Here is a 22,109-nt window from a genome sequence, read left to right as displayed (position 1 = left end):
GGTGCCCGGTCAAAAGCTGAGGCCGAGAGTTCAGTTGTTGGTCGTGATGATGTCAGTGGCCAGTTGTTGATCGTAGTCCATAGTGAGCGATTGCTCGTCCTCAGGGAGTAACGCCGCAACAACGAATACGCCTTTGTCGGCGAAGTATTCAAGCAGGGCTTCTAGCCGAGAGTTATCGAAGGCTTCGACGGAGTCAATCAGAATAAACGGGATTTCATCATCGAGGTCGTGGGCGAGGTATCCGGCGAGCGCGACGACCATCCCGATCATTTCACGTTCTGATTCAGAGAACGTCTCGATCGAACGGTTTTGTCCGTTGCGGATGACGTTAAGTTTGAAGCCTTCAGCTTCCCGCAATCCAGTTTCACTCCTGTTTTTGACCTCCAGCCAGATTCTGTCGATGTTTTCGTAGTCGAGTGCTGAGACCAAGCTTTCCATCTGCGTGTTAAATTCCTCAACCACCTGGTCTTCTCTATTTACAATTTTCTCACGTTGGTTCTTGATAGAGTCGCTGAGATCGTCAATCTCGGTTTCTAACTTCTCAGCTTCGGGTTTTAGCTGCTGTGCTTCCTCGATTTCTGCCTCTATTTCAGCGATTGTTTCCTCTACTCTTTCCTGCTCAAGTTCGAGCTCAGTGATTTTACGTTGGATTGTGTCACGCTGTTCAAACAGTTCTTGTTCAACGTCTTCTTTTTGCTCACGGAGCTGGTCGAGTTCTGCTTGTTTGTCCGCTAGTTCGTCTTCTACGTCGCTGAGTCGTGGTTTTTTATCTTCAAGTTCACTTTTGTACCGTTGAATTTCGGCTTGCTTGTCTTCAAGGTCAGTTTTGAGCGTGTAGAGTTGTTCAACATCTGAGGTGATGGTCTCGATTTCTTCATCAAGCGAATTAATTCGTTGAATGATCTTGTAGCGTTTCTTTGATACTGCGCTTTTGAGTTCGGAATCCAAGTGTTCGTGTCGTTGTTCCAGCTGTTTTTGAGTGATTGATGCTCCGCAAACGACGCACTCCCGTTCTTCGGTGTCTGATGAGGCCGTGAGTTGGCTGGTTAGCTCGTCTGCCGACGTAGTTTGGGTTTCGGAGTCTTTCTCGGTGTCTGTTCCCGTGTCTGTGTATTGTTCTTCTGCATCTCGAATGGTGCTTCCACGATTGTTTTCTAATTCGTCTGAAATGAATCCGGTGATTTCGTTAATCGAATCGATTAGCGAGTTAAACTCCTCTTCCTGAGCTGCGAGATCAGATCTCTTTGCCTCAATGTCTTCGACGGTTTCCGCAGCAGACGGAACATCACTCCACGGGATTTGTTCTTCGACCGGCGGCTCAGCATCTACATCCACACGTCGTAGCCGGTTCAGTGAGTCAACGTCTTTAGTAATAATTTCCTGATTGTAGTGTGTCGCCAGCTTGCTTCTAACCTCCTCGATGTCGCGTTCAACCGCTTCAATCGAGTCTTCAAGCACATCTATATCCGTTACGATATCTCGCTTTGTGGCCTGCAGGTCATCGACTTCAGATTCGACAGAACTGATTTCCTCATCAAGATCGGTATCGGGCTGGTCCTGGCTGTGACTTTCTAATTCATCCTCAACGTCTGATAAACTGGTTTGCTTATCGCTGAGTTCTGATTGTATCTCCTCAAGCCGATTTTCTTTCTTTGTCTTTTCTTCAATTTTCTCAGTAAGCCCCCCGATTTGCCGGTTTTTGTCGTCGAGTTCCTGTCGCTTATTTTTCCGAGTGGATTTGAGGTCTGATAACTCAGCCTCGATCGCCGCTACGTCCAACGGTTGCATTAACAAATCACGGAGTGACTCTGAGTCAATATTTTCAACAGCTTCACGCGCTGGATTTCGTTCTAGAAGAGAAATGAACGTATCCACCGTTTTTTCATTCGAATAGAGCGAATCACCGACTACACTCCCCTTCTGCGTATGCTTTTGCTCAAGATCAACAAGTAAGTCATCGTCATTTTGTATTTCAAGAGAGATTGACCCTGCTCCTTCATCGGAGTGCTCATTTACTGAGGGAGCCGACCCGCCGAGAATACTGGTAAGAGACTTGAGAAATGATGTCCGACCAGTCGTATTTTCGCCTGATAACACAGTCAATCCTGGAGTAAACTCTGTTTCAGCTTCTTCAATCCCGCCTAAATACTTGATTTCGACGAGCGCTCGCAAGTCGGCCGGATCGATTCCATCAAGACCTAGTCTGGAGTTAGAATCCGTCGTTGCCATGCGTACACTGTACAGAACCGGATGACAAAAATACGTTGATACTACTAACTAATCGTCTTAGGCTCAAACACGGACGGTAGTCGTCTCTACAGCTGGTCCAGATCAGTCTTTTTCATCGGGTTCTTCATCGGCAAGCAATCTCTCGACGTTCACAACATCACCGGTTTTAGTGTTTTCAACCGTCACATCAACAGTTATCCGCATATCATCAGGGGTTGATGGGACCGTTATATCTTCACCGATATCAGCGAGTCTGCCGTTCTTCTGTAACGAAGCAAGCATTTGCGGCGTAATCGCTTCAATCCGGTTGACCTTCGATAGCAGAGTTTTTCTGGCGACCTCTCGCGTAGTCGGTGACCGGCTCGTGTCAACTTCCATGTGTTCTTTCAAATGAGTTTGAATCGACCGGTATGACGTGTAATCCGCGCGAAGGTCGTCGGTGTCAATCCCAATTGTCTCTAATGAACTTGCGATTTCTCTTCTAGTTTGCTCTCCAACCTCCCGCTTGTTGCTGAGAATCTCATACACATCACGAGGTCTGTACTTCACTACCTGCTGACTGGAAGGCTCATCAGCAGTTGTGATGGCAGCTTCCGTGACTAACGCGTTGAAATGTGCGTCAAGATCACGAAGACTGTCGCCGGTATGGTTGCTTGTGGAATCACCGTGGTATCTGGCGGCGAGATACCGGTCGAATTCGGTTGGATAGCCGTAATTGTGACTGTTCCACGGGGCTGTTTCAGCGTAGTCTAACACGTCGTATTTAGCAGCTATTCGTGTGACTTTACAACAGGAACTATCGTATTTAGCGTCAGATTGGGTTTCAGGGGCATCGGTCATTAGGATCGTCTTCGCTATGTGTAAAGTTAAAAACAGCGAGATGACAGTCCCACGGTGTTCAATCTTCCACGCTAAGTTCCCGTCCTCTAAGAGCCGCTGAAAGCGGCGAGTAGGCCGGGTTGGTTCACACACGCTCGTCTTTTCCAGATGTACACGCAATTGTTTTGTCTCGTCCTGCCATACGCTCATTTGTACAGGCAGAGTGCGTGGACTGTACACAGCCTGTATGGCATGGGCTTCCGTCTCCGTGCCTTCCACTGCGGTAACTGAGCATGTCCCCTGCCTCGGGTCGACAACACCAGGTGGAGGGCCAATAGGTGGAGATCGACAAGTTGGCCGTGGCTGTGTTTTCTTCACAGTTGTAAGTGTGAAGTTTGGGCTGTTTGAGGTCTGGTCGGTGATCTGCGTTGAGAATCGGTGAACCGCCGGACAATAGCGTCCTCTTACAGTCCATCCATTTAATCTATGCTATTCAACGCATATACCCCACTAACTCCATAGACTTCATACAGTTCATACGCTCTATGGAGTTCATACACTCCACCAATAACATAGACTCTATATGTTCTCATCATTCTATGCACTCTATTAGCTCTATGGACTCTATACAGTTCATACACATCATGGAGTGTATGCACTCTATCTAGTCCAGTAACTCTAATCACTCCATCAACTCTATGATTCCCATAGGTTGTATGGATGGCATAGAGTAGATGCAGTGTTTTAAGTACATTCACTTCATACAGATGCGTATGCGACACAGTCCACGCACACACCGGGAACAATCCCGCGCGGTAAACCACCACACCGATCATCAAGACCGTCAACCAGGAGGTGCTGACGAATGCTGAGTTACGCAACTTATTCAGAAGCAGGCGGCGTCGGGAAAACCACGCTCGCTGCGAACCTAGCGAAAGCACACGAACGCGCCGGCCTTGATGTGCTCGTTGTCCCCCTCGACCCGCAAGACGGCAACCTGTCGTACTATTACGGCGTCGACGATGAGCGTGATGCAGACGTAGACACGCTTGTCCGGCACATGATTGACCGAGGGACCGGCGAATTTGACGATCTTATCCGTACCGCAGAAGGCATTGATATCGTTCCAGAACACAACATGCTGTCGTCGTTGGGCCAGTACCTAGATCGTGAAAAACAGCAAGCCGAAGAACTCGGAGAGTCCTTTGGAATTCACGCTCAACTACTCCGTGTACTCCGCGAAAACAACGTCAACGAAGAGTACGACGTGTTGATTTGTGATCCACCAGCAACCGAAGGCCCGCACCTGTACAACGCGATCAACGCGACGAGATCACTGTGTATCCCACTCGAACCGTCGCCGAAGGGGAACGCTTCAGTCGGCGGGCTTGAATCTCTCGTTGAGGGATTCAGCGCTCAATTCAACGCGGACGTTTCGGTGCTTGCGACAGTCCCGATTGAATTCAAGGATACGCGTGATCAAAACAGCATTCTAGCGGATGTTGAGTATTCAACGCCAGAAATCATCGGTGAGCGAGCATCGCTTTTCGAGGGATCGTGGGGAGAGCACTGCAGTGCGTTCACGTACGTCGCCGAACACCGGAGTCGTGTCCGAGATTACGAGGTCGAGACGTTAGCGAAACTCGACCGGATTGCCCGGCATTTGGAGTCAACAGCTGGCATCGAAGCGCCAAACCCGCCGGAGCCCGGAGAATTACAGGAATCTGAAGCAATTGCAGGTGATCAACAATGAGCGGAATGAAAGACGGTGCTAACATCGATCCGTTCGCGGACGATGACGAAGACGAAGAGGAGGCGCAAAACGAGGAAGTAACTGAAATCAAAGACGCGGACAACGATGCGGGTAGTGAGTCGTCGCAACCCTCTGAGGAAGCACATGACAACGGTGATGATCAGCCTAACACAACGGATAGTACTGACAGCGGTGATGAATCCGTGACGGAACAACACTCTCAGAAGTCACAGACAGAGACAGCTGAGTCCGGGAGCGAACGCGACGTGAGCGGTGCAGAGCGTGCTGCTGGCAGTCAACAGAGTCAGTCGATTCCTGCTGCGGATGTCGATGCAGCGTGGTTGCTTGATGCGGATACTGATGATCGCGGGGTTGTGCAATTCCGTGTTGATACGGATGCGCGGTGGGAGTTCCAAAACGCCGGGTACACCGCCGTTAAGAAAGAATTGCGGAACATAGATCGCGGGTTAGCTGATCTTGACAAGTGGCAGTTGCAGACGGCAGCTTTGAAGATGTTGTTAGAGCATCCTGAGGAATGGGCGGAGACGGCGGCTGAATTAGCTGCTGCAACCGACGAATAACCGCACAACGATTTGGGTAGGACGATAACAGACGCGGTGGTGGAAGATCGGGGGAAGAAATTTTGTGTCCGGACCATCGTCTTGACCGTATGGCAGATATCCCGCACCCGTCCGATTCGCCGTATGATACCGGTGACAGCGTTCGGATTTATCTTAGCGAGGACGATGCTGATGCGCAATATCATGGCCTTGTCTGTGAGGTTGTTGAGGATGATCCAGATGGATTGAGTGAGGTGACCGGCCGAGATGTTGACAGTCATCATTATCGCGTTCGACGCGTTGATACCGGGGATGAACTGCCGGTGTCGTTCCGGCATGCAGATCTTGTCCCGCTGTCAGAGTGGCCGGAATCGTGAGGGAGGCGGTCTGTCAGTGACCCGCTTACTGAAACCGTTGGTTGCCGGGGTGATCCCGTTGTCAGCTTCCAACGGCCAAACTCGGGGTGTGGGTTTCCGCGCTGTATCCGCTGCGTAACTGTTTGCGGTTGTGGTGAGCAGTGGTTGGGATGTCGCCTCCTCGTTGCTTGTCTAACAGACAGCGTTCATACACAGTCCAGTGTTTAACAAGCAGCCGTGGTGCGCTGGCAAATCCAAACTTCAAGTTTCTCCTCGAAATCCCGCGCAATCGACTGTGTAAAGGCGGTCAAGGCGACTGCCCCGGGGCTTGACCCGAGGTGAGTTCACATAGTCAGCGTGCTGGGTGGTAAGAATCCAGTGAACTACCTGGCGGTCAGCCCTGTGCTAATGGCCTAATGTTCGGTAAACCTCCGAGAAGTCAAGCGAATTTGTGATCTTATAAGGGGCCGGAAGAGCAAACTTAGGTATGTCCACGAGAGAATCTGAACTCGCCGGTCAGTCAGCAAATCAAGCAACACTCTCGCAGTGGAACGACTCACGTGGCCCGCTGCAGTCCAGGGTCACGGCGCACGACGTTACTGAACAAGACCCGCCCGATGAGGCGATTCGCATCACCGTCGACGACGAACTCAGCACTGAGGATCTGCCACGCAACGCCGAAGTCAGCAACGCCTTATTCAAAGGCGAGTTCGTCGCCGGGGCTGGCTGCCTTGATCTAGCTGTTTGTGCTGCTGAGTCAGAGTACATTTCCGCGCCGACTGACACGCGGCGCTCCAATTTAACCGTTCCAGTCTCCACTCGCAAAGACCCGATTTCCGGAAAATTATGGGGTGGTGGAACGTTCACGTTCGAGGGCGCGGTTACTCAGGCAGACGTAGTTGAGGCAACGTGGCGGTTAGCGACAGATCTCAAGTCGCACAACGTACCAATCCTCGATGACATCACTATCGGCTTGCGGAATGTTGTTGTGACGTTCGACGCTGCCGGTCACCACGTACAATTAGGTGACGCTGCGGTCTTCTTAGGCGAGTCGTTTGAGACACAGTACGACCCAGAACAACACAACGCGTTGTTCATCCAATCCCGATGCGAGTCGGAGAGGAATCCGGAAGACGATGACTGCGCGACTGACGCCTGTCAGTCAGCAACCAACGTTCACGGACACAATGCAAGTGCTGGCCAGCAGTGGCCAGCCTCGGCGAGTCGTCGTGAAACTGAAGCGGGCAACCATGTTGATGGCGCTGTAGATGCAGATGACTCTTCTCAGTCCGACAGTGCTGATGACCGATCAGCATCAACGATTCACTGTTCGCTGTATTCGACTGGAAGCGCGTATGTGACGGGTGCAGCGACGGTCAGTGAAGCCACGGTGTACTACGAAGCGATTGTGGATGAGTTGCGAGATGCTGGGTTGTTGCGGCCTGAAGCAACGTTCAGCTAAAATTAAAGCACCCATTCATCGTCGAGATCAGTGTCTGAAGACGCGTCAGTTTCAGTGCTCTCATCATCACTGTTATCGCCGTGTTCACCGTGAGTCGTGGGTTCGTCGGTGTCGCCGGCGTTCTCAGCAACCGCGTTTTCCTCGCTGCCGAGGGCGTCAGCATCAACGTCAGCGGTGGTGGTGTCTGTGTCGGCGTCGTCGGGGGAGAGATCGGGAGCGCCGTCGCCATCATCGGTGTCGTCGTGATCGTCTTCACTGCGCTCGATTTCTCCGGCGTTGTCTGTACTGGTGTCAGCGGTAGCGGCGTTGGCGTCAGCAGCGTCGGGAGTCACCGTCGTGTTGTCGCTGGACTCACTCTGGCTGATGAAGTCCTCAGCTGACGATTGGTCTTCGCTGCTCACAGCGCCGTTAGCGGGTTTTTCTTCAGCCACGGTTGATTCCCCTTCCTCAGCTGTTTCATCAGGCGTGTCGGCAGTGTCAGCGCTTTCATCGGTGTTGTTCGCCGCCGCCGGATCAAATATGTCGGCATCAGAAACTGCATCGAATTCTTCCTGAGCGGACTCACTATCCCAGTCACCTTCGTTGGTATCGCTCCGGGCGTCTTGTTCGCCGATGCTTACAGCCTCGTTATCGGCGTGATTACCGGCACTCTCACCATCGTTCCCGGAACTGTCATCAGTCGCACGGTGTGTTTCACCGGTGGACTCGCCGTCATCATCGGTCACTGCATCAAGTTCTAATTCATCGTCAACCGTTGAGTCATCGCTTGACTCACCAACTTCTACATTCCCCCACTCGATGCCATCATCACCGCCAATCGACGGCACGTCATCAGTATCACCGTCAGCAACACCGCCACAATCCTCACCGATATTCTCAGTACCGACATCACTACTTCCTCCACTAGGGCTGGCCTCGTCAGTGTGTTCCTGAGTTGTATCGACTGCATCAGCAACGCTCGGCACATCACCCTCAGCACCGTCACCACTCCCGCTACCGCTGTTTACAGACGCGTCTGCAGTGATTTGCACACGCTCAGGGCGCGAGGGTGCGGTTAATTCAATTTCTTCAATCTCAACAGCGCCACCCGCATCGTCTGCGTCAGCGCTCGGTGAAGGCCGTACAGGCCGATGCAGTACTGGTGCATCTTGGTCAGCTTCAGCTTCAGGCAAGGATAGGACTGCCCAGTCATCAACGGTGGGACGCCGATCGAATTCGTGGACAGGGCGGAATGGATCTTTGATCTCGCTGTACTTGTCGGACATGTCACTCCGCGAGTCGAAGACTTCCTGCTCGATGCCGCTATCGGTCGGTGTGAATACTTTCCACGTTCCCGTCTCAGGGTCTTTCCCGCCCCATGCTGGCAAATCCGGTGACCGCGGAACTGCGTTGCGGAAGTGTTGCAGTGGGAGTTCCGACCGTTGAGCTGATTGACTGAATGTTAATCGAAGGCGTGGGTCGGTGTCTGGATCGCTTGGATCGATCCATGTTGAGTCATCTGTCGTCAGTAAGTCCCAGCGCGTTCGGCCAGCATCGCTGGGTTTGAGCGCTCGCCAGTAGTGCTCTCCGCTGTCGGACTGCACAGTCGATTCGACGTGCAGCGGGTTTGTACTAGTGTACAATCCGCAAGCGGCGTCAGGCGTGTGAGCGCGTTTGTGGTACGGTGGGTTTTGTAGCGCTGTGAGCGTCGTGTTCAGCTTCTCTTCTGATCCGACGACGAACACGCAGCGGGCGTCGTCTTCGACGGCTTTGGAGAGGTTCTGCAGTGTTTGCGCGCCGTCTGTACTCTGCTCAACCTCGACATACACGTCTGACGGTTCCGGGCCGGCGACCTGCCATAACTCATCTGTGATGGAGTCACTCCCGGGGTGAGAGTCAAGCAACTCACCAATATCAAGATCGTGCTCGTCGGCAATCTCTGTTACTGGTCGTGCGTCACCGCTGATGCTGATTTCCGGTTGTGGCGGCGTCGCAACTAAATCTGGTTCTTCACCACCGCCATACTGGTCAACCACGTCAACGTCGAACCCGACAGCAGTCAGGTAATCACGGACATCCAAGGCGAGTTGATGATGGAGTGCACCGCCAGCGCTCCCACCACGACCACTGGATACGTCACGGGTTTTTTGCCGGCCAGCCTCAGTTAACGAGATAATAACGTCATCGTCTTGAATTTCTGTCCGGACGTATGATTCCGGGAGTTCCTCGACGATGATGCGTTCGAGTGCTTGGTCGGTGACGCCGTCGTCTGCGGTGGGTGGTGCGAGGTTCGCACGGTTACGAATCTCGTTGGCGACTGCGGTGACGCGCACACCGTAGTCAGCCTCAACGGCACCGGCTTGGATTCCAACTGCGTCAATCGCGGCTAGCATCGTGTCAGTTTCGATTGCGATCCCGTTTACGCCCGTGTTCAGCGACACTTCTCCGCTGACAACTTGTTCTACCATCGATTCGCCTTTCGCAACAGCGTCGCTCGGGTCAACACCGTACCGGTCAAGCGCCGGTTCGATGATGTCTTCCTCAACCTCTCGCCGCGTCCGAATCGGCGGAGCTGGCGGGAACGTGTTGATTTTTATCGGATCGCTTTGACCATCAGCTGTCGTGGTTTTGACGTACCCGGTGTGATCGTCGAGGTTCGAGATGTCTTCAGGTTTAATTCCTTCAAACCGCCCGCAGACTTTTTCAGCTTCACCTTGCTCGCTGTTTCTCCCGGCGATTATGGTTCCGACTTGATTCAAAATTGCGTCCTCCCATGCTTCTGTATCTTGATCGCTGAGCACGCTGAGTTGCCCTGGGTACTGCGAAGCGAGTAACAACCCTAAGCGGAATTTCCGGGCGTTACTAATCATGCTGGGAATCGGCGTTGAGTACGTAAATGCGTCGTCGAGTTCATCTGTCGCCAAGAAAAACGGTGTCAATGCGTCGGAACTGGTGGGGTCGTAACGGTGCCGAATCGCATCCCAGAGTTTGTGAGCCAGCACGGACGCGATGGCGACAGCTACGTCAGACGAAATGTCATTCTCTTTCGGGTCGCACACGATGATTTTCCCGTTTTCGATGGCTTCGACCATGTCAAACGTCGAAGTCGGGTGCGCAACGGTTTTTCGTGCTGTTCTGTCGAGCACCCACTGCATTACACGACCAAGTAATGGCTCTAAATCTTCTTGTTCAATGTCTTCATCGATCATTTCGAGTTCGTCGATAACCTCATCAGCCCTGTCAACATCGCGTTCTTTGAGTTCCTCGATGAAGCCTTGGCGGATGTCCTCGTCGATGAGAATTTTATGCACGCTCACCAGCGTGTAGTCCTCATCTAAATCTAAGAACAGTTGAACCAAGACTTTCAGGACGCGTTTCATCCGAGCGTACAGTTTTTGATCGCCGGCAATCGGTTCAAGCACCGCGTTAACCATCCGAGAAACCCGGGCGTCGTACTCGTCTTCGCCTTCATTTGGGTATTTCTCAATGTGAAGAAAGCTGAGTGGTGTGACTTTATCGTATTTACCGACCGGCGGCTGAATGAAAATCACGTCGTCAGTGCGGTGTTCTGGGATTCGTTGCAGTAAGTCGTATACTCCGTCACTATCCGGATCGATGAAGCAGAATCCGTATCCGCCGTATGCGAGTTGTACGAGCGAATTTACCAGCGACGTAGATTTCCCCGACCCAGTCCCGCCGAAAAATGCGAGATGCTGGAACCAGTTCTCACCATCCGAGGAAAACGGGACGAAACGCGTTCCAGAGTATGGGTTTCTGGCGTCGGTGTATCCGAGCCAAATCGGGACTTCAGGATACAGGGCGTTGTATTCGAAGGCGGTTCGCGCGGTCAACCCGGCCATTGTTTCGCTGTCGGCTGATCGGTGTTTTTTTCGGAGATACGCATTACTTTCAACGATTTTGTCGTTGTGAACGGTGTCCGGCTCGAATTCGTGAATATAGTCAGTTCCGAACACGTCGCACGTTACGCCCCATTCATCGGGGTTGACGGGTTCGAACTCGTATTGCGGTGCTGAATCACCGCGTCGGTGAGCGGACTTGTGTTCTCTTGTCGGCGCGTCAGGGACTCCTTCGGTACCGGTAGAGTTGTGTTCTGGGGTTTGATCGCCGAATAATCCGGGTGCGGTGTGGTCTTCAGAATCACTGTCCGGATGATCTTGTGGTGGGTTCTCTTCACCGCTAGCCATTGTTGCCAGCACTAAGACGCGTACGGATAAAATACTCTGCATTCTCTACGGTCACAGTGAACCTGCGATGGTCACATGGTGAACTCATCTCGGAGTCAAGCCCGAGGTCGTCGGCTTAAATCGTGATACACAGAGAGCATCCCGCCGTGAACAGCGCGGAGAATAGTATACACAGTCAACTGAATTAAGGCCAACACGTACCGTATTCACAGCATCAACAGTCTGCTTGCGGACGTACGCAGATACTCCGGTGTGCACCGTTAAGATTGGAGTCAGTTGTCACTCGGATACCACGGGTGATCGCTCTCGACCTTCGGATCGAAATCGGATGCAGCTGCAACTGCGCGTCGATCTTCATCCTTGGCATCGTAGTCATCAAGATCAGCCACGGACGGCGAATCGGATCGCGGTGCAGCTCGAATCGGATACAATTCACCAACGCTGTCATCGAACCGCGGAGCGGCTTGCGGAACGCCTTCTGCGGCTTGTTCGGCAATCCAGTCCATATTGTCACAAGCGACTTGCTGGTTCGGTAAATGCCCTAACACAGCAACTTCGTTACTCGGCATCCACAAATCCCCAGTTAAGTCACGACTTGCGGTTCTTGAAAACAATTTCTTCACCATACGAGTTCGCGTCGGTGCGACTTTCCGGAGTTTTTGCTCTGCTTCAAACATGCCTTTGAGTTTTTGTGCTAGCCGCTCGGACAACGATTCGACTTGCCGCGCCGTCGCTGGTGTTCTCCCGGTGCGATCGCCCGCGACGTACAACCGGAGATTCGTTGCAAACCCGTCTTCATCAGCACGGTTTTTGATTTCGTCAGCGTAATCTTGCTCGTCACTCGTTGAGTCTCGTTTCCGGTCTTTCTCACGTTCATTATACGTTTCAATCGCTTGGTCCAGCGTTTTCTTCCGCGGGTACACTGCCCATCGTCGCTTGTCAGCCCAGTTACTCCCGACGGGTAGCGCTGTGAGTTGGACGACTGCGGCAAGCGAATCGTTTTCGATGTTGAGTTCCGACAGTAACTCTCCCATCGGGTCGATGTATTCCCGCGTTGTTTGAACGCCTTCTACATCCCGATCTCCGGCGGCGCGCTCATCAACTGCTCTGTACGCGTGGTATCGTGGCCGTTTTGCCCGAAATTTCGTCGTTGTAGCGATGTTCCCAGTTGTGAAAAGCGGGAGTAACCCGCTTTGCGGCTTTTGTTCATGCCAGCGACTCGGCCAGACCTGCTCAATTTCAGCGTTCGGGTACCGTGAACTGATCGAGTTAACCACTTTTTTGGCTGAGTATTCTTCACCGCGCTTATTCCAGGCGAAAATGCGCACGTCAACGGTTGATTCGTGCAGCCAAATCTCGAATGAGAAAATCGGGGAAACGTTGACGAACTTGAGATACGTCCGGAACATGTCCGCGAACCCTTGCTCCCAGACAACTTTCCCGCTATGTATCGGCGTTTGAGCGTATTTGTACGGGCGGACTTTGAACAGCATCGGTTCAGCGCCTTTGTGCGTTATTGCCCGTGTTTCTTTCACTGCGTCTTCGATAGCTGGTGTGATTTCGTGTGACTGGATTGTTTGCGTTGTGCCGGTGAGTCGAGATAATAGTCGCCCGGTGCGGAGCACGCCAGTTGCATCGAAGGGAGCGTTCGCAGTATCGTGACTGTGGAACTGACTGACGTATTGTTTTCGCAGGGACTCTCCAGTAGTGGCGTGGAACGGCAACGTCATGTGTGTTTGTGTATTTGTGCTTGGTGCGTACATAAACCGTGGATTTCGCAGTCACGGTGACTGATCCTCAATGCCGAGGCGCGCACTATAACGGGTTCTGGGTGAAGAGACGAACATTTAATCCGTCGAATGCCGAATCACATATAACGAGATGACTAACGACTGGAGTAGCCCGTCAACCGGCGACGATACCACCGACGACTCAAGCTGGGGTGGAGAATCACATCCACAGCGACGACCGCAGGGTGATCAAGACCGAGATCAGTCACAGCAACAACACAGTCGTAATTCGAGTCGCAGACCTGACGATACGTGGGGAACTGCACAGCAACGCGGGCAGTCTTCGGCTCAGAAGCGCCACCGACAACGGAACACATTCCGGCGGTTACGAGGCCGAGTTATGCGGTCGCAGTTCTTACGGCGGTTCCGCGGAGCAGGATACCTCGTCAAATTCGGTGCGCCGCTGTTACTACTCTTGACGCTTGTAATGTTGTTCTCAGCAACAGGAACCCCGACGCAAAGCGGCGCTGGCGGTGGCGGTGGATTCTCAGGATTCGTGCGCTTCATCGTTGTCACGCTACTGTATTCGACAGTTTCGATGGGGCTGGCCATGGGGATGGTATTTGTGTGGGCCATCATCGCGTCTCGCTTCACCGGTGCTTCCGTTATGCGGTGCATGATTGGTGGGAATACGGTGTTGCTTGTTGGAGCGTTGTGGTTGATTCCATTCTCCCGGCGACTCATCAGCGGCGGCATTGACGGACTGTTCTTCATGATACACCCAAACGGCCCGTTAATGCCGTTGTACAGCATGTTGCTGATCGTGTTAGTGTTGATGTCGTACAAATTCCTTCCGACGTTGCTCTTCCGAATGCGGTAAGACGACTGCTGTGTCATCGTCGGTGGAATTCAGCGATTTCCCACGACGACCGTGATCGTTTTCAACACAGCGTGGCCGATTGCCCAACAGCGTTTTCAGAGTGTCTGCTTCCACTCCACGACAAGAAAGAACGAGGAGACAAACACTTAATTGCATCATTAGCGTACTGGTGTGTAGATTTATGCCAGAGAATCGTGGTGATGAAGACTCTGCGCAACACGACCGCAGGCACAGTGACGGAGAGCATGATCGAGGAACGGATACACAGGCAGAGGGTAGTCAGTCTCGTGATGCATGGGTAGATTATGATTCGCGGACGGGACGAGAGAATCGTCGCGGAGGGCTGAGAGGCCGAGTTATGCGGTCGCAGTTCTTACGGCGGTTCCGCGGAGCAGGATACCTCAAAATCATCGGCGTGATTCTTGCCGTGCTTGGTACGGTGGTTATCACTGGTACGTCTGGTCCGCTTCTGTCCGGGGCTGGTACTTCGGATGCCGGGCTTAGTTTCGTTCTCCGAATCATTCTCGAAACGACACTCCTGTTCACGATTACTGCTGTCCTAGTCGCGGTGTTCTCGCTGTTAGTCTCCGGATTCACATGGCTTCTCAGCCTGAGGAAAAATCGGTCACGAACCCCTGCTACGTTGATCGTGATTGGGGTGAATTTCTTGGTTGCTGCTGTTATTCTGTTCCACATTCCAACGTTGCAACCCGGCCCGCAGTTCGATATTGTTAGTATGCTCGTTGCGTCAGTCGGGTATCTTATTCCGCTTTTTATCGCGTTTTTCGTTACGGGGCAGGCAAAGTCGAAGGCAAAGCAGTCAGCTAAACCGAAGTGAAAGTCGGCTGTGGGTCGTCGGAATTGATTTGCTTCCATTCTACGGGTGGAGGAATCTGGATGGTCTGGTCTGTTTTGCTCGGAAAGCTGCTGATGGTATAGGGGTGTTTAACTCGGTTAGAGGGGTGTGTCTGACCAGAGCAGAGTGGGTTGTCCGGCTCCACTCCGCACTCACCCTCGGAAACTTCACAAATATTTGTTCGTGAAGTTGAGGGTCGGAACGCAACAACGAAAACAATACACAGTCTCCTAGACCGCGTTCCAGCAATTGACACACTCAGGCAGAGATACTCGGGCTAGGAACGGGACTGTCGCCAGTACGACAACTGTGTACACAGTCGACAGTGGGAGCAGACTGAGTACTCAACACCGGGGGAGTGCAAACATCACAGCGGATGCAGCGCGGAAGCCCACCGACTTTAGCCCTTGGTAGCTGACAAGTACTCTTCACGCACATCAACATCGATCGTATCGGCAAGTGCCCGATTTACGCCGAGCGCGAATCGTTGTTGCCTCGTCAACAGCGCGGTTATCGTGTCCGCGTCTGTGCCTGCACTCTTGACGAACGACCGGGCAGCAGCTGGGTCTGCAAGCACAGTCTCACGCTGCGTTTCGGTGAGCGGTGACGGGTCATCGTCAGGGTCGACGGCGCTGGCTGTGTACTCTGCAAGCAGTTGTTCGTGCGAGTCGATGAGCGTGGTTGCGGAGATGAATCCAAGTTCCGTCAGCACGAGATTGAGGGCTTGTTCGTGCTGGTCTATTCTATGTGCTAATTTTGATAATTGTGTCGTTCTGTCTTCGTGTTCGGGGAACCAGTCTGGTGTTCGCGGATCAGGGATGAGGCCGTCTTCGACAGCATCAACCCCGGCTGGTGTCAGCCAAACAGCCGAGGCTTTACTCCCTCCAGTTTCTTTTTGTCCGCGGTTGCGTTGCGCGACGAGTGGCCGATCAACGCCAGATTCTGGCTCACCACTAAGTTTTCTGATACGGTATTTGACTTGGCTTCCGTTGAGGTGGGTCGCCTTCCTAATGTGGCTTGTCGTCGTTTCTGATACCGTTGATTCTTGGTCGGAGTCGACAGTGGTTTCGTCAGGGTTGTCGCTGAGCTCAGTTGAAGAATCCGTGGTGGGATCACTCTTTAATTCTGTGGATTGGTGTGGAGTTCTGATACCGGTTTGACGAGCAATCACACGGATGACTTCACGGTCGGGTTCGGAGAGATTCTGTATATCTGATTGTTTATACGATTGACTGTCGGTGGGTGGATTGGTCATCCTGATTTATGCTAGATCCCCCAGTTGTAAAAATTCTGGATTATTCAGACGTGTAATTCCAGCTTGTGATTACAGGTTTATTCAAACTGCAAAGAGGGTGTTCTCGGCGCAGTCCACAGATTAAGGGTGCGTGCTGTGGCTGAAGGGGTGGGTTCGGTTTGGGGGTGGGGTGGGTGGTGTTGTGGTGAGGGTGGTGGTGTGTTGTGTTGGTGATAGGTGTTTGGTGGTGGGTGAGAGCGAGGGTGGGGGAAAGGGTTGCGGTGTGCGTGGGGTTGGGGTTGCGGTTTCGGGTGTGTTGTGTTGGGGTGGGTCGAGTCGGGGTGGGTTGGGTCGGGTTTGAGTGGTGGTTTTGGTTTGGGGGCGGGGTGTTGGTTTGGTTGGGGTGGGGTGCGGTGGGGTTGGTTCGTGGTGGGTTGGTGGTGGTTGGTTTTGGAGGGGTAGGTTCGTTGGTGTCGTATTTTGTGCGGGGTGGGAGTGGAGTGTTCGTGTTTGGTTTGTGAGGTGTTCTTGGAGGGGTTGGCTGCGGGTCCGGTTCGGCGGGCGGGGTGTGTTTGTTTTCTGAGGCGTTGGTGGCGGCGTCGGTGCACAGGGGTTGGTGACGAAACCGGTTCACAGGGGTTAGGTGCGTGGTTTGCGCGAAGGAGTGAGAGTCGTGGTTTCCTGTTCACAGGGCGTGGCGGTGCAGGCAGCACCGGAGGGGTAGCGGTGATCACGATGCGTCGAGAGTCAAGCGAGCAGTCAGTACCGAGGCGTTGGTGACGCCGCCGGGTTCGCGGCGTTCATCGACGCGGCCTTTGCCGGGATGCTCTTCCACGCGAGTCAGTCTCAAAACGCTCGTGCTCGCAAGCAGCCTTCCAACACGATCACGACATGAACCCTCGCCAACCCAGACACGTCTCAGCCTTCCTCCAACACACTCCCACTCCGACACACCTTGACAATACTACCGCTGACAAACCCTTCGGACACACACCGCGACGCCACAACACACAGTCACAAACGCACCACGCGTGACCGCAGAAACAAACCGCCTGCTCAATCGCCGCGCGGCGCTGCGCGCCGCTTGGCTCTCTACCGCTCCGCTACAGCTCAGCAGTTATTGCTGCCCGCCGCGGGAACTGTGTATGCCGTCTCACCATCTCACCCCACCGATACGGAACAAAACTTTTTAGTGTATGTAGCTCTAAGGGGTAATAGAGGGAGACAGAATGTCGACTACGAACACCCGAACCACCAAACACAGCACCGTCAACGAAATCGAACCCGAAACCACCATCGACATCCACGGCGCAGTCCTCAAAGCCGGCGGCATCCGAAGCACCAGCCGAGAAGTAGATCTCCAACAAGGAGAAATCGAACTTGCCGACCAAACTGTCGATGCGATCAAATGGGTTAACGGCCGCGACAACCTCGAACGCATGCCGTCCGGCCCGTTCCACATTTACGGCGCAGTCTACGACACGTACAACGGATCTGATCAAATCAAAATCCGCAGCGACACCAAGCTCGAACCCGCGGACGAAAACGAACTCACCGGCAAACTCTCCCAAGCACTCAGTGCAGGCCGACACGCCCGCTCCCACACTGACAAAAACGTCCGCCGCGATCAGCAGACCAGCAACACTCCCGAAACTCCTGAGGAAGCCTACGACCGGTTCCTTAAAGTTCGAGATGTGATCGAATCGAACCCTGCTGACCTTTCGACGCGGACCGTCCGCTTGCAGTGCCCGTTCGTTGATGCCCTGTGCAAGCACGAAGTGCATCACGCTCATCTGCTCCGATGGGCTGGGAGTATTAGTCCGTGTAATTACCGTCCGCAGCTGATCGACGAGCGAAAAGTCAAAGTCACCAACCGACACGACCAAGTGTTCGTTCGATCTCCGCGCGGCGACGCGGACCCTGACCGGTTTATCCTCGAAGTCCCCGATGAAGGCATGTCGATCGTCGAGTCCGAGCTCGAATATGGTGACTGTCATCCGATGGACGCCCGGGTTTCCTCGACGCACCAGGGCGGTCCGAACACGATTTCTGTCGATCGATCTGCGAAAAGCCTCATCACCGTGATCCGCGAGTTCGTCGCTGCTGATATCCCTGTAATTGTTCCGTGCGATGATCAACACATTCTCGATACGCTCGATCAGCAGAAACTCTTCAGCGCCCGGCGACTCAAAGAAGGACTCGTGACTTGCCTCAATGTTGTCGGACACGAAGCTTGGCGCAGTCTCCACGATTTGATTCACGGCCCGAATAATTCCGCAAATCAGGGTGGGAAGCAAGGTCAGTCCTCGAACTCGGGTCGATACTGATTCCTCGACGTGTGCTGGATTGCTGAGTGAGAATCCGAACTTTTACACTGTTTCGTTTCACTTTAGTTATAAGAAAATCTCGTGAGCGCACGCCACACAACCCCTAGGATCGCACGCCACACAACCCCTCAAAATGAGCGCTAGCCACACCCCTGTGAACGCTCACTACACAACCCCTGGAAACTGCGTCCAATACACCGCCACGACGGAGCCAGCCAACACACTCCCAGCACGGACCCAACCCCGCACAATCCGCATGCATACACAGTCTGCGGGATGAGAAGAGAACCGAAACGCTCCGACGGTCCTTCCGTGCTCGCTCACTCCGCTGCGCTCCGTTCGCTGCGCGCGTACCACCACGCATCCCGAGACCGGCATCCAAATCACTACTCGGGATATGACCCCGTGGCCGCAGGGACAAACCGCCTGCTCACGCGCCGCGCCTCGCTGCGCTCGGCTTGGCTCTCTACCGACCGCACAGCCTCTGCTCGACTTCTTTTGCCCCGCCGCGGGAACTGTGTATGCCGTCTCACCATCTCATCCCACCGGAACAGGACAAAACTATTTAGTGCATGTGGCTCTAAGAGCTTGGTAGAGGGAGAAGACAATGACGACTAACTCAACCACCAACTCAACTCGAACCACCACTGCAGACCGAACCTTCCCGATCAGCTGTGACACCGAGGACTGTGACTTCGAGGCCCCCGCACGCGACTGGCCGTACCACGGCGAGAAAGGACCGCACAGCATGATCACTCCATACTGCCCCGAATGTGGGCGGACCAGAGACGCACGGTAATCCTGAGAGGACCAAACAATGACGCCACCAGAACCCTTCGACTGGAAGAACCGAGCAAGCCAAGAAGTCCGTTGCACGGACTGTCACGAAGTGATGCGAGTGGATGAGATGGATCTCTACTTGTACAACTGCACTGCAACGTAGCCCCCGCTTCCCTGCCGCGTTGTTTCAACCATTTTATACAAACGGGGGCGGGAGCGCACGCCACACAACCCCTCGGAGCGCACGCGATACAACCCCTGGAAAAGAGCGCTAGCCACACCCCTCAGAGCGCACACGACTCAACCCCTCGGCCTGCAGCCGATCCAACCCCACCACAACTCACAAGAATCACTCTACACCGCCTGCACACCACTGAACCCACTAAACTGTGTACACAGTCGACAATGGGATGAGGGGAGAACCGAGACGCTCCGGCGGTCCTTCCGTGCTCGCTCACTGCGCTACGCTCCGTTCGCTGCGCGCGTACCACGCATCCCAGTGATCAGCACTCGGTACTCCTCAGTTATCGCTGATCAAGACACAGCAGGAAAACCGCCTGCTCAAATCGCCGCGCCTCGCTGCGCTCGGCTTGGCTCTCTACCGCACCGCTACAGCTCAGCTCGACTTCTTTTGCTACCCACCGCGGAAACTGTGTATCCACCGGCAGAACAGACTCAGTGCCAGGGTTTAACCAATGATGGGTTCTTCAGCGAAATCAATTACCACTTCTCGCGTTTGCCAAGTTACGTGAATACACAGTCACTGGGCTGTGTATCGGGCAGTGAACTCCTAACTCTAAAAGGGTCTAACAAAAAGACTATTTTTTAAGTAAAGCAATAGGCAAGACATTATCGAAGCACCATGCCAAAACTCGATAATGACGGGAGCAACAACCCTGTCGAACTTGACGACTTAGAGATGGACGAACTGAAAACGCTGCGCGATCAAATCACCGCTGAGATTGAACACCGACAAACCGCGCAGGCTGGCGATCCAGCGGAAGTCGTCGACATTTACATGGAAGACGCGGTTGATCATTTCAGAGGGAAAACGAAAAGCTCCAAATCACCGGAAGTCGGCCCAGCAAAAACCGTTCACAACGGCATTCCAGTATTCGTGTGCTACAAGGCAGATACATCGAAGAAAAACAGCACCTCACGCTGGGTGAAGATTAACGACGATTGGATTTGGGAGTCAGACCGAGTCGTCGCAGACGAGGAACAATACGGCGACACAGAATACCCGTATTCATCGAAACTGTCGGTGTTCGCTGCTGATCTTGAAGTCGGTGACACCGTCGAGATCCACAATAAACGAACCCATGGGAGCGGGAGTACCCGGCGGTCAACCTACGAATGGGATGGGACCAGCTTCGAGTCAATTTGAATCCTTAGGAGCGGTGACAGGGGAAAAGGCCCACGCGTTTAGCTGTTGGAGCTGGTCGTCCATTGACGCTGGTAACGGGCTGCTCCTGTCGTGTTGTATTGTGTTCTGTCTGTCTGTTCTACCCGTGAACAGCCTACCAGAAAACAAATAATTTAAGTATATGTCGGGCTAAGATGACGGTAAGATAATGACAGCACCCCCAGAGAACGGCCGTCACATCAACACTAACGACCTCATCGAAGATCTCAAAGGTGTTGCCGACACTGTCGACGGCGCGCTCACAAAACGCGAGTACGACGAGCACGGCACGTACAGCCCTGCCGCAGTCATCGATCGGTTCGACTCCTGGAACAACATGAAAGACGACCTCGGGCTTGCAGTTTCGTCGCCCGGTAGAACTGACGGTGAAGACGTACAAATCCCGACCGACGACTTGCTTGCGGACTTGCGCGCTGTGGCTGAGGAAGCTGGCGACCAACACCGTGTCGATAAAGATTACTACGAGAACCACGGCACGTACAGCCTGTCAGCGTACGTCGACCGCTTCGGGTCATGGAACGACGCGAAGCAAGCAGCTGATTTAGCTCCGCAGCATATCCCGCCAATCTCGGCAGACGGATGCGTTGATTCCGTCAGTGTCGTTGCTGAGCGCGTCGACGGCAACCTGACGTGCGAAGCTTACGACGAACACAAACGTCCGATAGATCCGTCAAGCGTGACGGTGATTAATCGTGTCGGGTCCTGGAGCGAAGCAAAAGAGCGGGCTGGCGCGGCGCAGTCACCGAAAGAAATCACGCCTGAAGTAATCGTCGAGGACATCAAACGCGTGGCTGACAGTGTTGATGAGTCGTTGACGCTTACCGAGTTCGCTGATCACGTTGAGTACAGTGCCCAGACTGTCCGGCGCAAGCTTGGATCGTGGACAGAGGCGAAAGACCGAGCCGGTGTTGAGTAACCTCAGTTATTCAATCTGCGCAAAGCGCCGGTGTGTTGTGTTGAGGGCACGGCGTCGAGATACAGATCACTTATCGTGGGGTGTCGTTCCGGATACTCCTCAGGGGTTGTATCGCGTTCGATAAAGGGGTTGGTTTCCAGTCCTGCGATGGTTCAGTTGTGTTTGCTTGATTGCCTGGTCGGACTGCGTACACAGTCAGTGAAGTACCCCGTCCACGGTGGGGGGAACTCGCGCTGTGTTTCGTTTAGACTGTGTATCGGGCACTGACTCACCTTCCGTTCTGAAGAAGTCTAAGCAAAAAACCACTTTTTAAGTAAAGCAATAGGCAAGACATTATCGAAGCACCATGCCTAAACTCGATATCAGCGGCAGCAACATGACCGTCGAACTCACCTCCACTGAAACAGTCGCTTACGAGGAAAGCTACGGCGAAAATGCCGAAGTCGTCGAATTCGAGGACACGAGAGAACTCCCGCACGAATGGATTGATCCAACTAGTACACATGCTATCGGTAAATTCTGAAAGACAAACTCACCGTCGCTCGCCCGTGAACAGTCTACGACATATCGACACAACAACAACAGACCAGAACACAG

Annotated in this window: 16 protein-coding genes; 11 read left to right on the top strand and 5 right to left on the bottom strand. The window is 53.4% G+C overall.

The annotated features are described in order from the left end of the window. Nucleotides 1–30 precede the first annotated feature (30 nt). Together V8P86_RS17325 and rdfA are read right to left on the bottom strand one after the other, a co-directional pair. Nucleotides 31–2,229 carry an AAA family ATPase gene (locus V8P86_RS17325; RefSeq protein ID WP_336328547.1) on the bottom strand — a complete coding sequence of 733 codons (2,199 nt, stop codon included), beginning with the start codon at nucleotides 2,227–2,229 and terminating at the stop codon, nucleotides 31–33. A 102-nt stretch (nucleotides 2,230–2,331) separates the two neighbouring features. Continuing rightward, a complete protein-coding gene (gene rdfA, locus V8P86_RS17320) occupies nucleotides 2,332–3,069 on the bottom strand; it encodes a rod-determining factor RdfA (RefSeq protein WP_336328546.1) in 738 nt (245 codons plus the stop codon). 844 nt (nucleotides 3,070–3,913) lie between these two features. On the opposite strand from rdfA, the gene V8P86_RS17315 reads away from it, so the two are divergent. The 4 genes from V8P86_RS17315 to V8P86_RS17300 all read left to right on the top strand — a co-directional run bounded on the left by V8P86_RS17315 (nucleotide 3,914) and on the right by V8P86_RS17300 (nucleotide 7,179). Further along, complete coding sequence (locus V8P86_RS17315) at nucleotides 3,914–4,801, top strand: ParA family protein (protein WP_336328545.1); 888 nt, start codon at nucleotides 3,914–3,916, stop codon at nucleotides 4,799–4,801. Then, nucleotides 4,798–5,382: a hypothetical protein gene (locus V8P86_RS17310; RefSeq protein ID WP_336328544.1), complete on the top strand. Its 585-nt coding sequence runs from the start codon at nucleotides 4,798–4,800 to the stop codon at nucleotides 5,380–5,382. The genes V8P86_RS17315 and V8P86_RS17310 overlap by 4 nt, the downstream gene beginning before the upstream one ends. An 89-nt stretch (nucleotides 5,383–5,471) precedes the next feature. After that, a complete protein-coding gene (locus V8P86_RS17305; RefSeq protein ID WP_336328543.1) occupies nucleotides 5,472–5,738 on the top strand; it encodes a DUF8139 family protein in 267 nt (88 codons plus the stop codon). A gap of 466 nt (nucleotides 5,739–6,204) precedes the next feature. Next, the gene (locus V8P86_RS17300) at nucleotides 6,205–7,179 is read left to right on the top strand and encodes a TATA-box-binding protein (RefSeq protein ID WP_336328542.1); all 975 of its coding nucleotides are present in this window, start codon (nucleotides 6,205–6,207) and stop codon (nucleotides 7,177–7,179) included. Nucleotides 7,180–7,181: 2 nt separating this feature from the next. Here the strand turns inward: V8P86_RS17300 and V8P86_RS17295 are convergent, their stop codons facing one another. Together V8P86_RS17295 and V8P86_RS17290 are read right to left on the bottom strand one after the other, a co-directional pair. Beyond that, nucleotides 7,182–10,709, bottom strand: a complete 3,528-nt coding sequence (locus tag V8P86_RS17295; protein WP_336328541.1) for a hypothetical protein — start codon at nucleotides 10,707–10,709, stop codon at nucleotides 7,182–7,184. A 926-nt stretch (nucleotides 10,710–11,635) separates the two neighbouring features. Further along, a complete protein-coding gene (locus tag V8P86_RS17290; protein ID WP_336328540.1) occupies nucleotides 11,636–13,093 on the bottom strand; it encodes a DUF8128 domain-containing protein in 1,458 nt (485 codons plus the stop codon). Nucleotides 13,094–13,493: 400 nt separating this feature from the next. Between V8P86_RS17290 and V8P86_RS17285 the strand changes: the two genes are divergently transcribed. Both V8P86_RS17285 and V8P86_RS17280 read left to right on the top strand, forming a co-directional pair. Next, the gene (locus tag V8P86_RS17285) at nucleotides 13,494–13,973 is read left to right on the top strand and encodes a hypothetical protein (RefSeq protein WP_336328539.1); all 480 of its coding nucleotides are present in this window, start codon (nucleotides 13,494–13,496) and stop codon (nucleotides 13,971–13,973) included. Between the two features lie 358 nt (nucleotides 13,974–14,331). Continuing rightward, complete coding sequence (locus V8P86_RS17280) at nucleotides 14,332–14,811, top strand: hypothetical protein (RefSeq protein WP_336328538.1); 480 nt, start codon at nucleotides 14,332–14,334, stop codon at nucleotides 14,809–14,811. 418 nt (nucleotides 14,812–15,229) lie between these two features. Here V8P86_RS17280 and V8P86_RS17275 read toward each other — a convergent pair whose 3' ends face one another. Continuing rightward, complete coding sequence (locus V8P86_RS17275; protein ID WP_336328537.1) at nucleotides 15,230–16,084, bottom strand: hypothetical protein; 855 nt, start codon at nucleotides 16,082–16,084, stop codon at nucleotides 15,230–15,232. 1,208 nt (nucleotides 16,085–17,292) lie between these two features. Between V8P86_RS17275 and V8P86_RS17270 the strand changes: the two genes are divergently transcribed. From V8P86_RS17270 to V8P86_RS17250, 5 genes are all read left to right on the top strand, one after another. Then, nucleotides 17,293–18,390, top strand: a complete 1,098-nt coding sequence (locus tag V8P86_RS17270) for a hypothetical protein (protein ID WP_336328536.1) — start codon at nucleotides 17,293–17,295, stop codon at nucleotides 18,388–18,390. A 607-nt stretch (nucleotides 18,391–18,997) separates the two neighbouring features. Next, entirely contained in the window at nucleotides 18,998–19,189 is a 192-nt protein-coding gene (locus V8P86_RS17265) for a hypothetical protein (protein ID WP_336328535.1), read from the top strand. Between the two features lie 843 nt (nucleotides 19,190–20,032). Further along, entirely contained in the window at nucleotides 20,033–20,557 is a 525-nt protein-coding gene (locus V8P86_RS17260) for a hypothetical protein (RefSeq protein ID WP_336328534.1), read from the top strand. 187 nt (nucleotides 20,558–20,744) lie between these two features. Beyond that, complete coding sequence (locus tag V8P86_RS17255) at nucleotides 20,745–21,512, top strand: homing endonuclease associated repeat-containing protein (protein WP_336328533.1); 768 nt, start codon at nucleotides 20,745–20,747, stop codon at nucleotides 21,510–21,512. A gap of 346 nt (nucleotides 21,513–21,858) precedes the next feature. Continuing rightward, complete coding sequence (locus tag V8P86_RS17250; protein ID WP_336328532.1) at nucleotides 21,859–22,035, top strand: hypothetical protein; 177 nt, start codon at nucleotides 21,859–21,861, stop codon at nucleotides 22,033–22,035. Nucleotides 22,036–22,109 lie beyond the last annotated feature (74 nt).

Source organism: Halovenus anhuiensis (genome assembly GCF_037080055.1).
Classification (GTDB): Archaea; Halobacteriota; Halobacteria; order Halobacteriales; family Haloarculaceae; genus Halovenus.
The sequence above is the reverse complement of the archived record's forward strand: the minus strand, read 5'-3'. Positions and strand labels throughout refer to the sequence as shown.

Coding starts and splice junctions, on each gene's coding strand:
- V8P86_RS17300 (WP_336328542.1), top strand. CDS start 6,205: ATGTCCACGAGAGAATCTGAACTCGCCGGTCAGTCAGCAAATCAAGCA.
- V8P86_RS17305 (WP_336328543.1), top strand. CDS start 5,472: ATGGCAGATATCCCGCACCCGTCCGATTCGCCGTATGATACCGGTGAC.
- V8P86_RS17260 (WP_336328534.1), top strand. CDS start 20,033: ATGCCAAAACTCGATAATGACGGGAGCAACAACCCTGTCGAACTTGAC.
- rdfA (WP_336328546.1), bottom strand. CDS start 3,069: ATGACCGATGCCCCTGAAACCCAATCTGACGCTAAATACGATAGTTCC.
- V8P86_RS17310 (WP_336328544.1), top strand. CDS start 4,798: ATGAGCGGAATGAAAGACGGTGCTAACATCGATCCGTTCGCGGACGAT.
- V8P86_RS17315 (WP_336328545.1), top strand. CDS start 3,914: ATGCTGAGTTACGCAACTTATTCAGAAGCAGGCGGCGTCGGGAAAACC.
- V8P86_RS17270 (WP_336328536.1), top strand. CDS start 17,293: ATGTCGACTACGAACACCCGAACCACCAAACACAGCACCGTCAACGAA.
- V8P86_RS17275 (WP_336328537.1), bottom strand. CDS start 16,084: ATGACCAATCCACCCACCGACAGTCAATCGTATAAACAATCAGATATA.
- V8P86_RS17255 (WP_336328533.1), top strand. CDS start 20,745: ATGACAGCACCCCCAGAGAACGGCCGTCACATCAACACTAACGACCTC.
- V8P86_RS17250 (WP_336328532.1), top strand. CDS start 21,859: ATGCCTAAACTCGATATCAGCGGCAGCAACATGACCGTCGAACTCACC.
- V8P86_RS17325 (WP_336328547.1), bottom strand. CDS start 2,229: ATGGCAACGACGGATTCTAACTCCAGACTAGGTCTTGATGGAATCGAT.
- V8P86_RS17280 (WP_336328538.1), top strand. CDS start 14,332: ATGCGGTCGCAGTTCTTACGGCGGTTCCGCGGAGCAGGATACCTCAAA.
- V8P86_RS17265 (WP_336328535.1), top strand. CDS start 18,998: ATGACGACTAACTCAACCACCAACTCAACTCGAACCACCACTGCAGAC.
- V8P86_RS17285 (WP_336328539.1), top strand. CDS start 13,494: ATGCGGTCGCAGTTCTTACGGCGGTTCCGCGGAGCAGGATACCTCGTC.
- V8P86_RS17290 (WP_336328540.1), bottom strand. CDS start 13,093: ATGACGTTGCCGTTCCACGCCACTACTGGAGAGTCCCTGCGAAAACAA.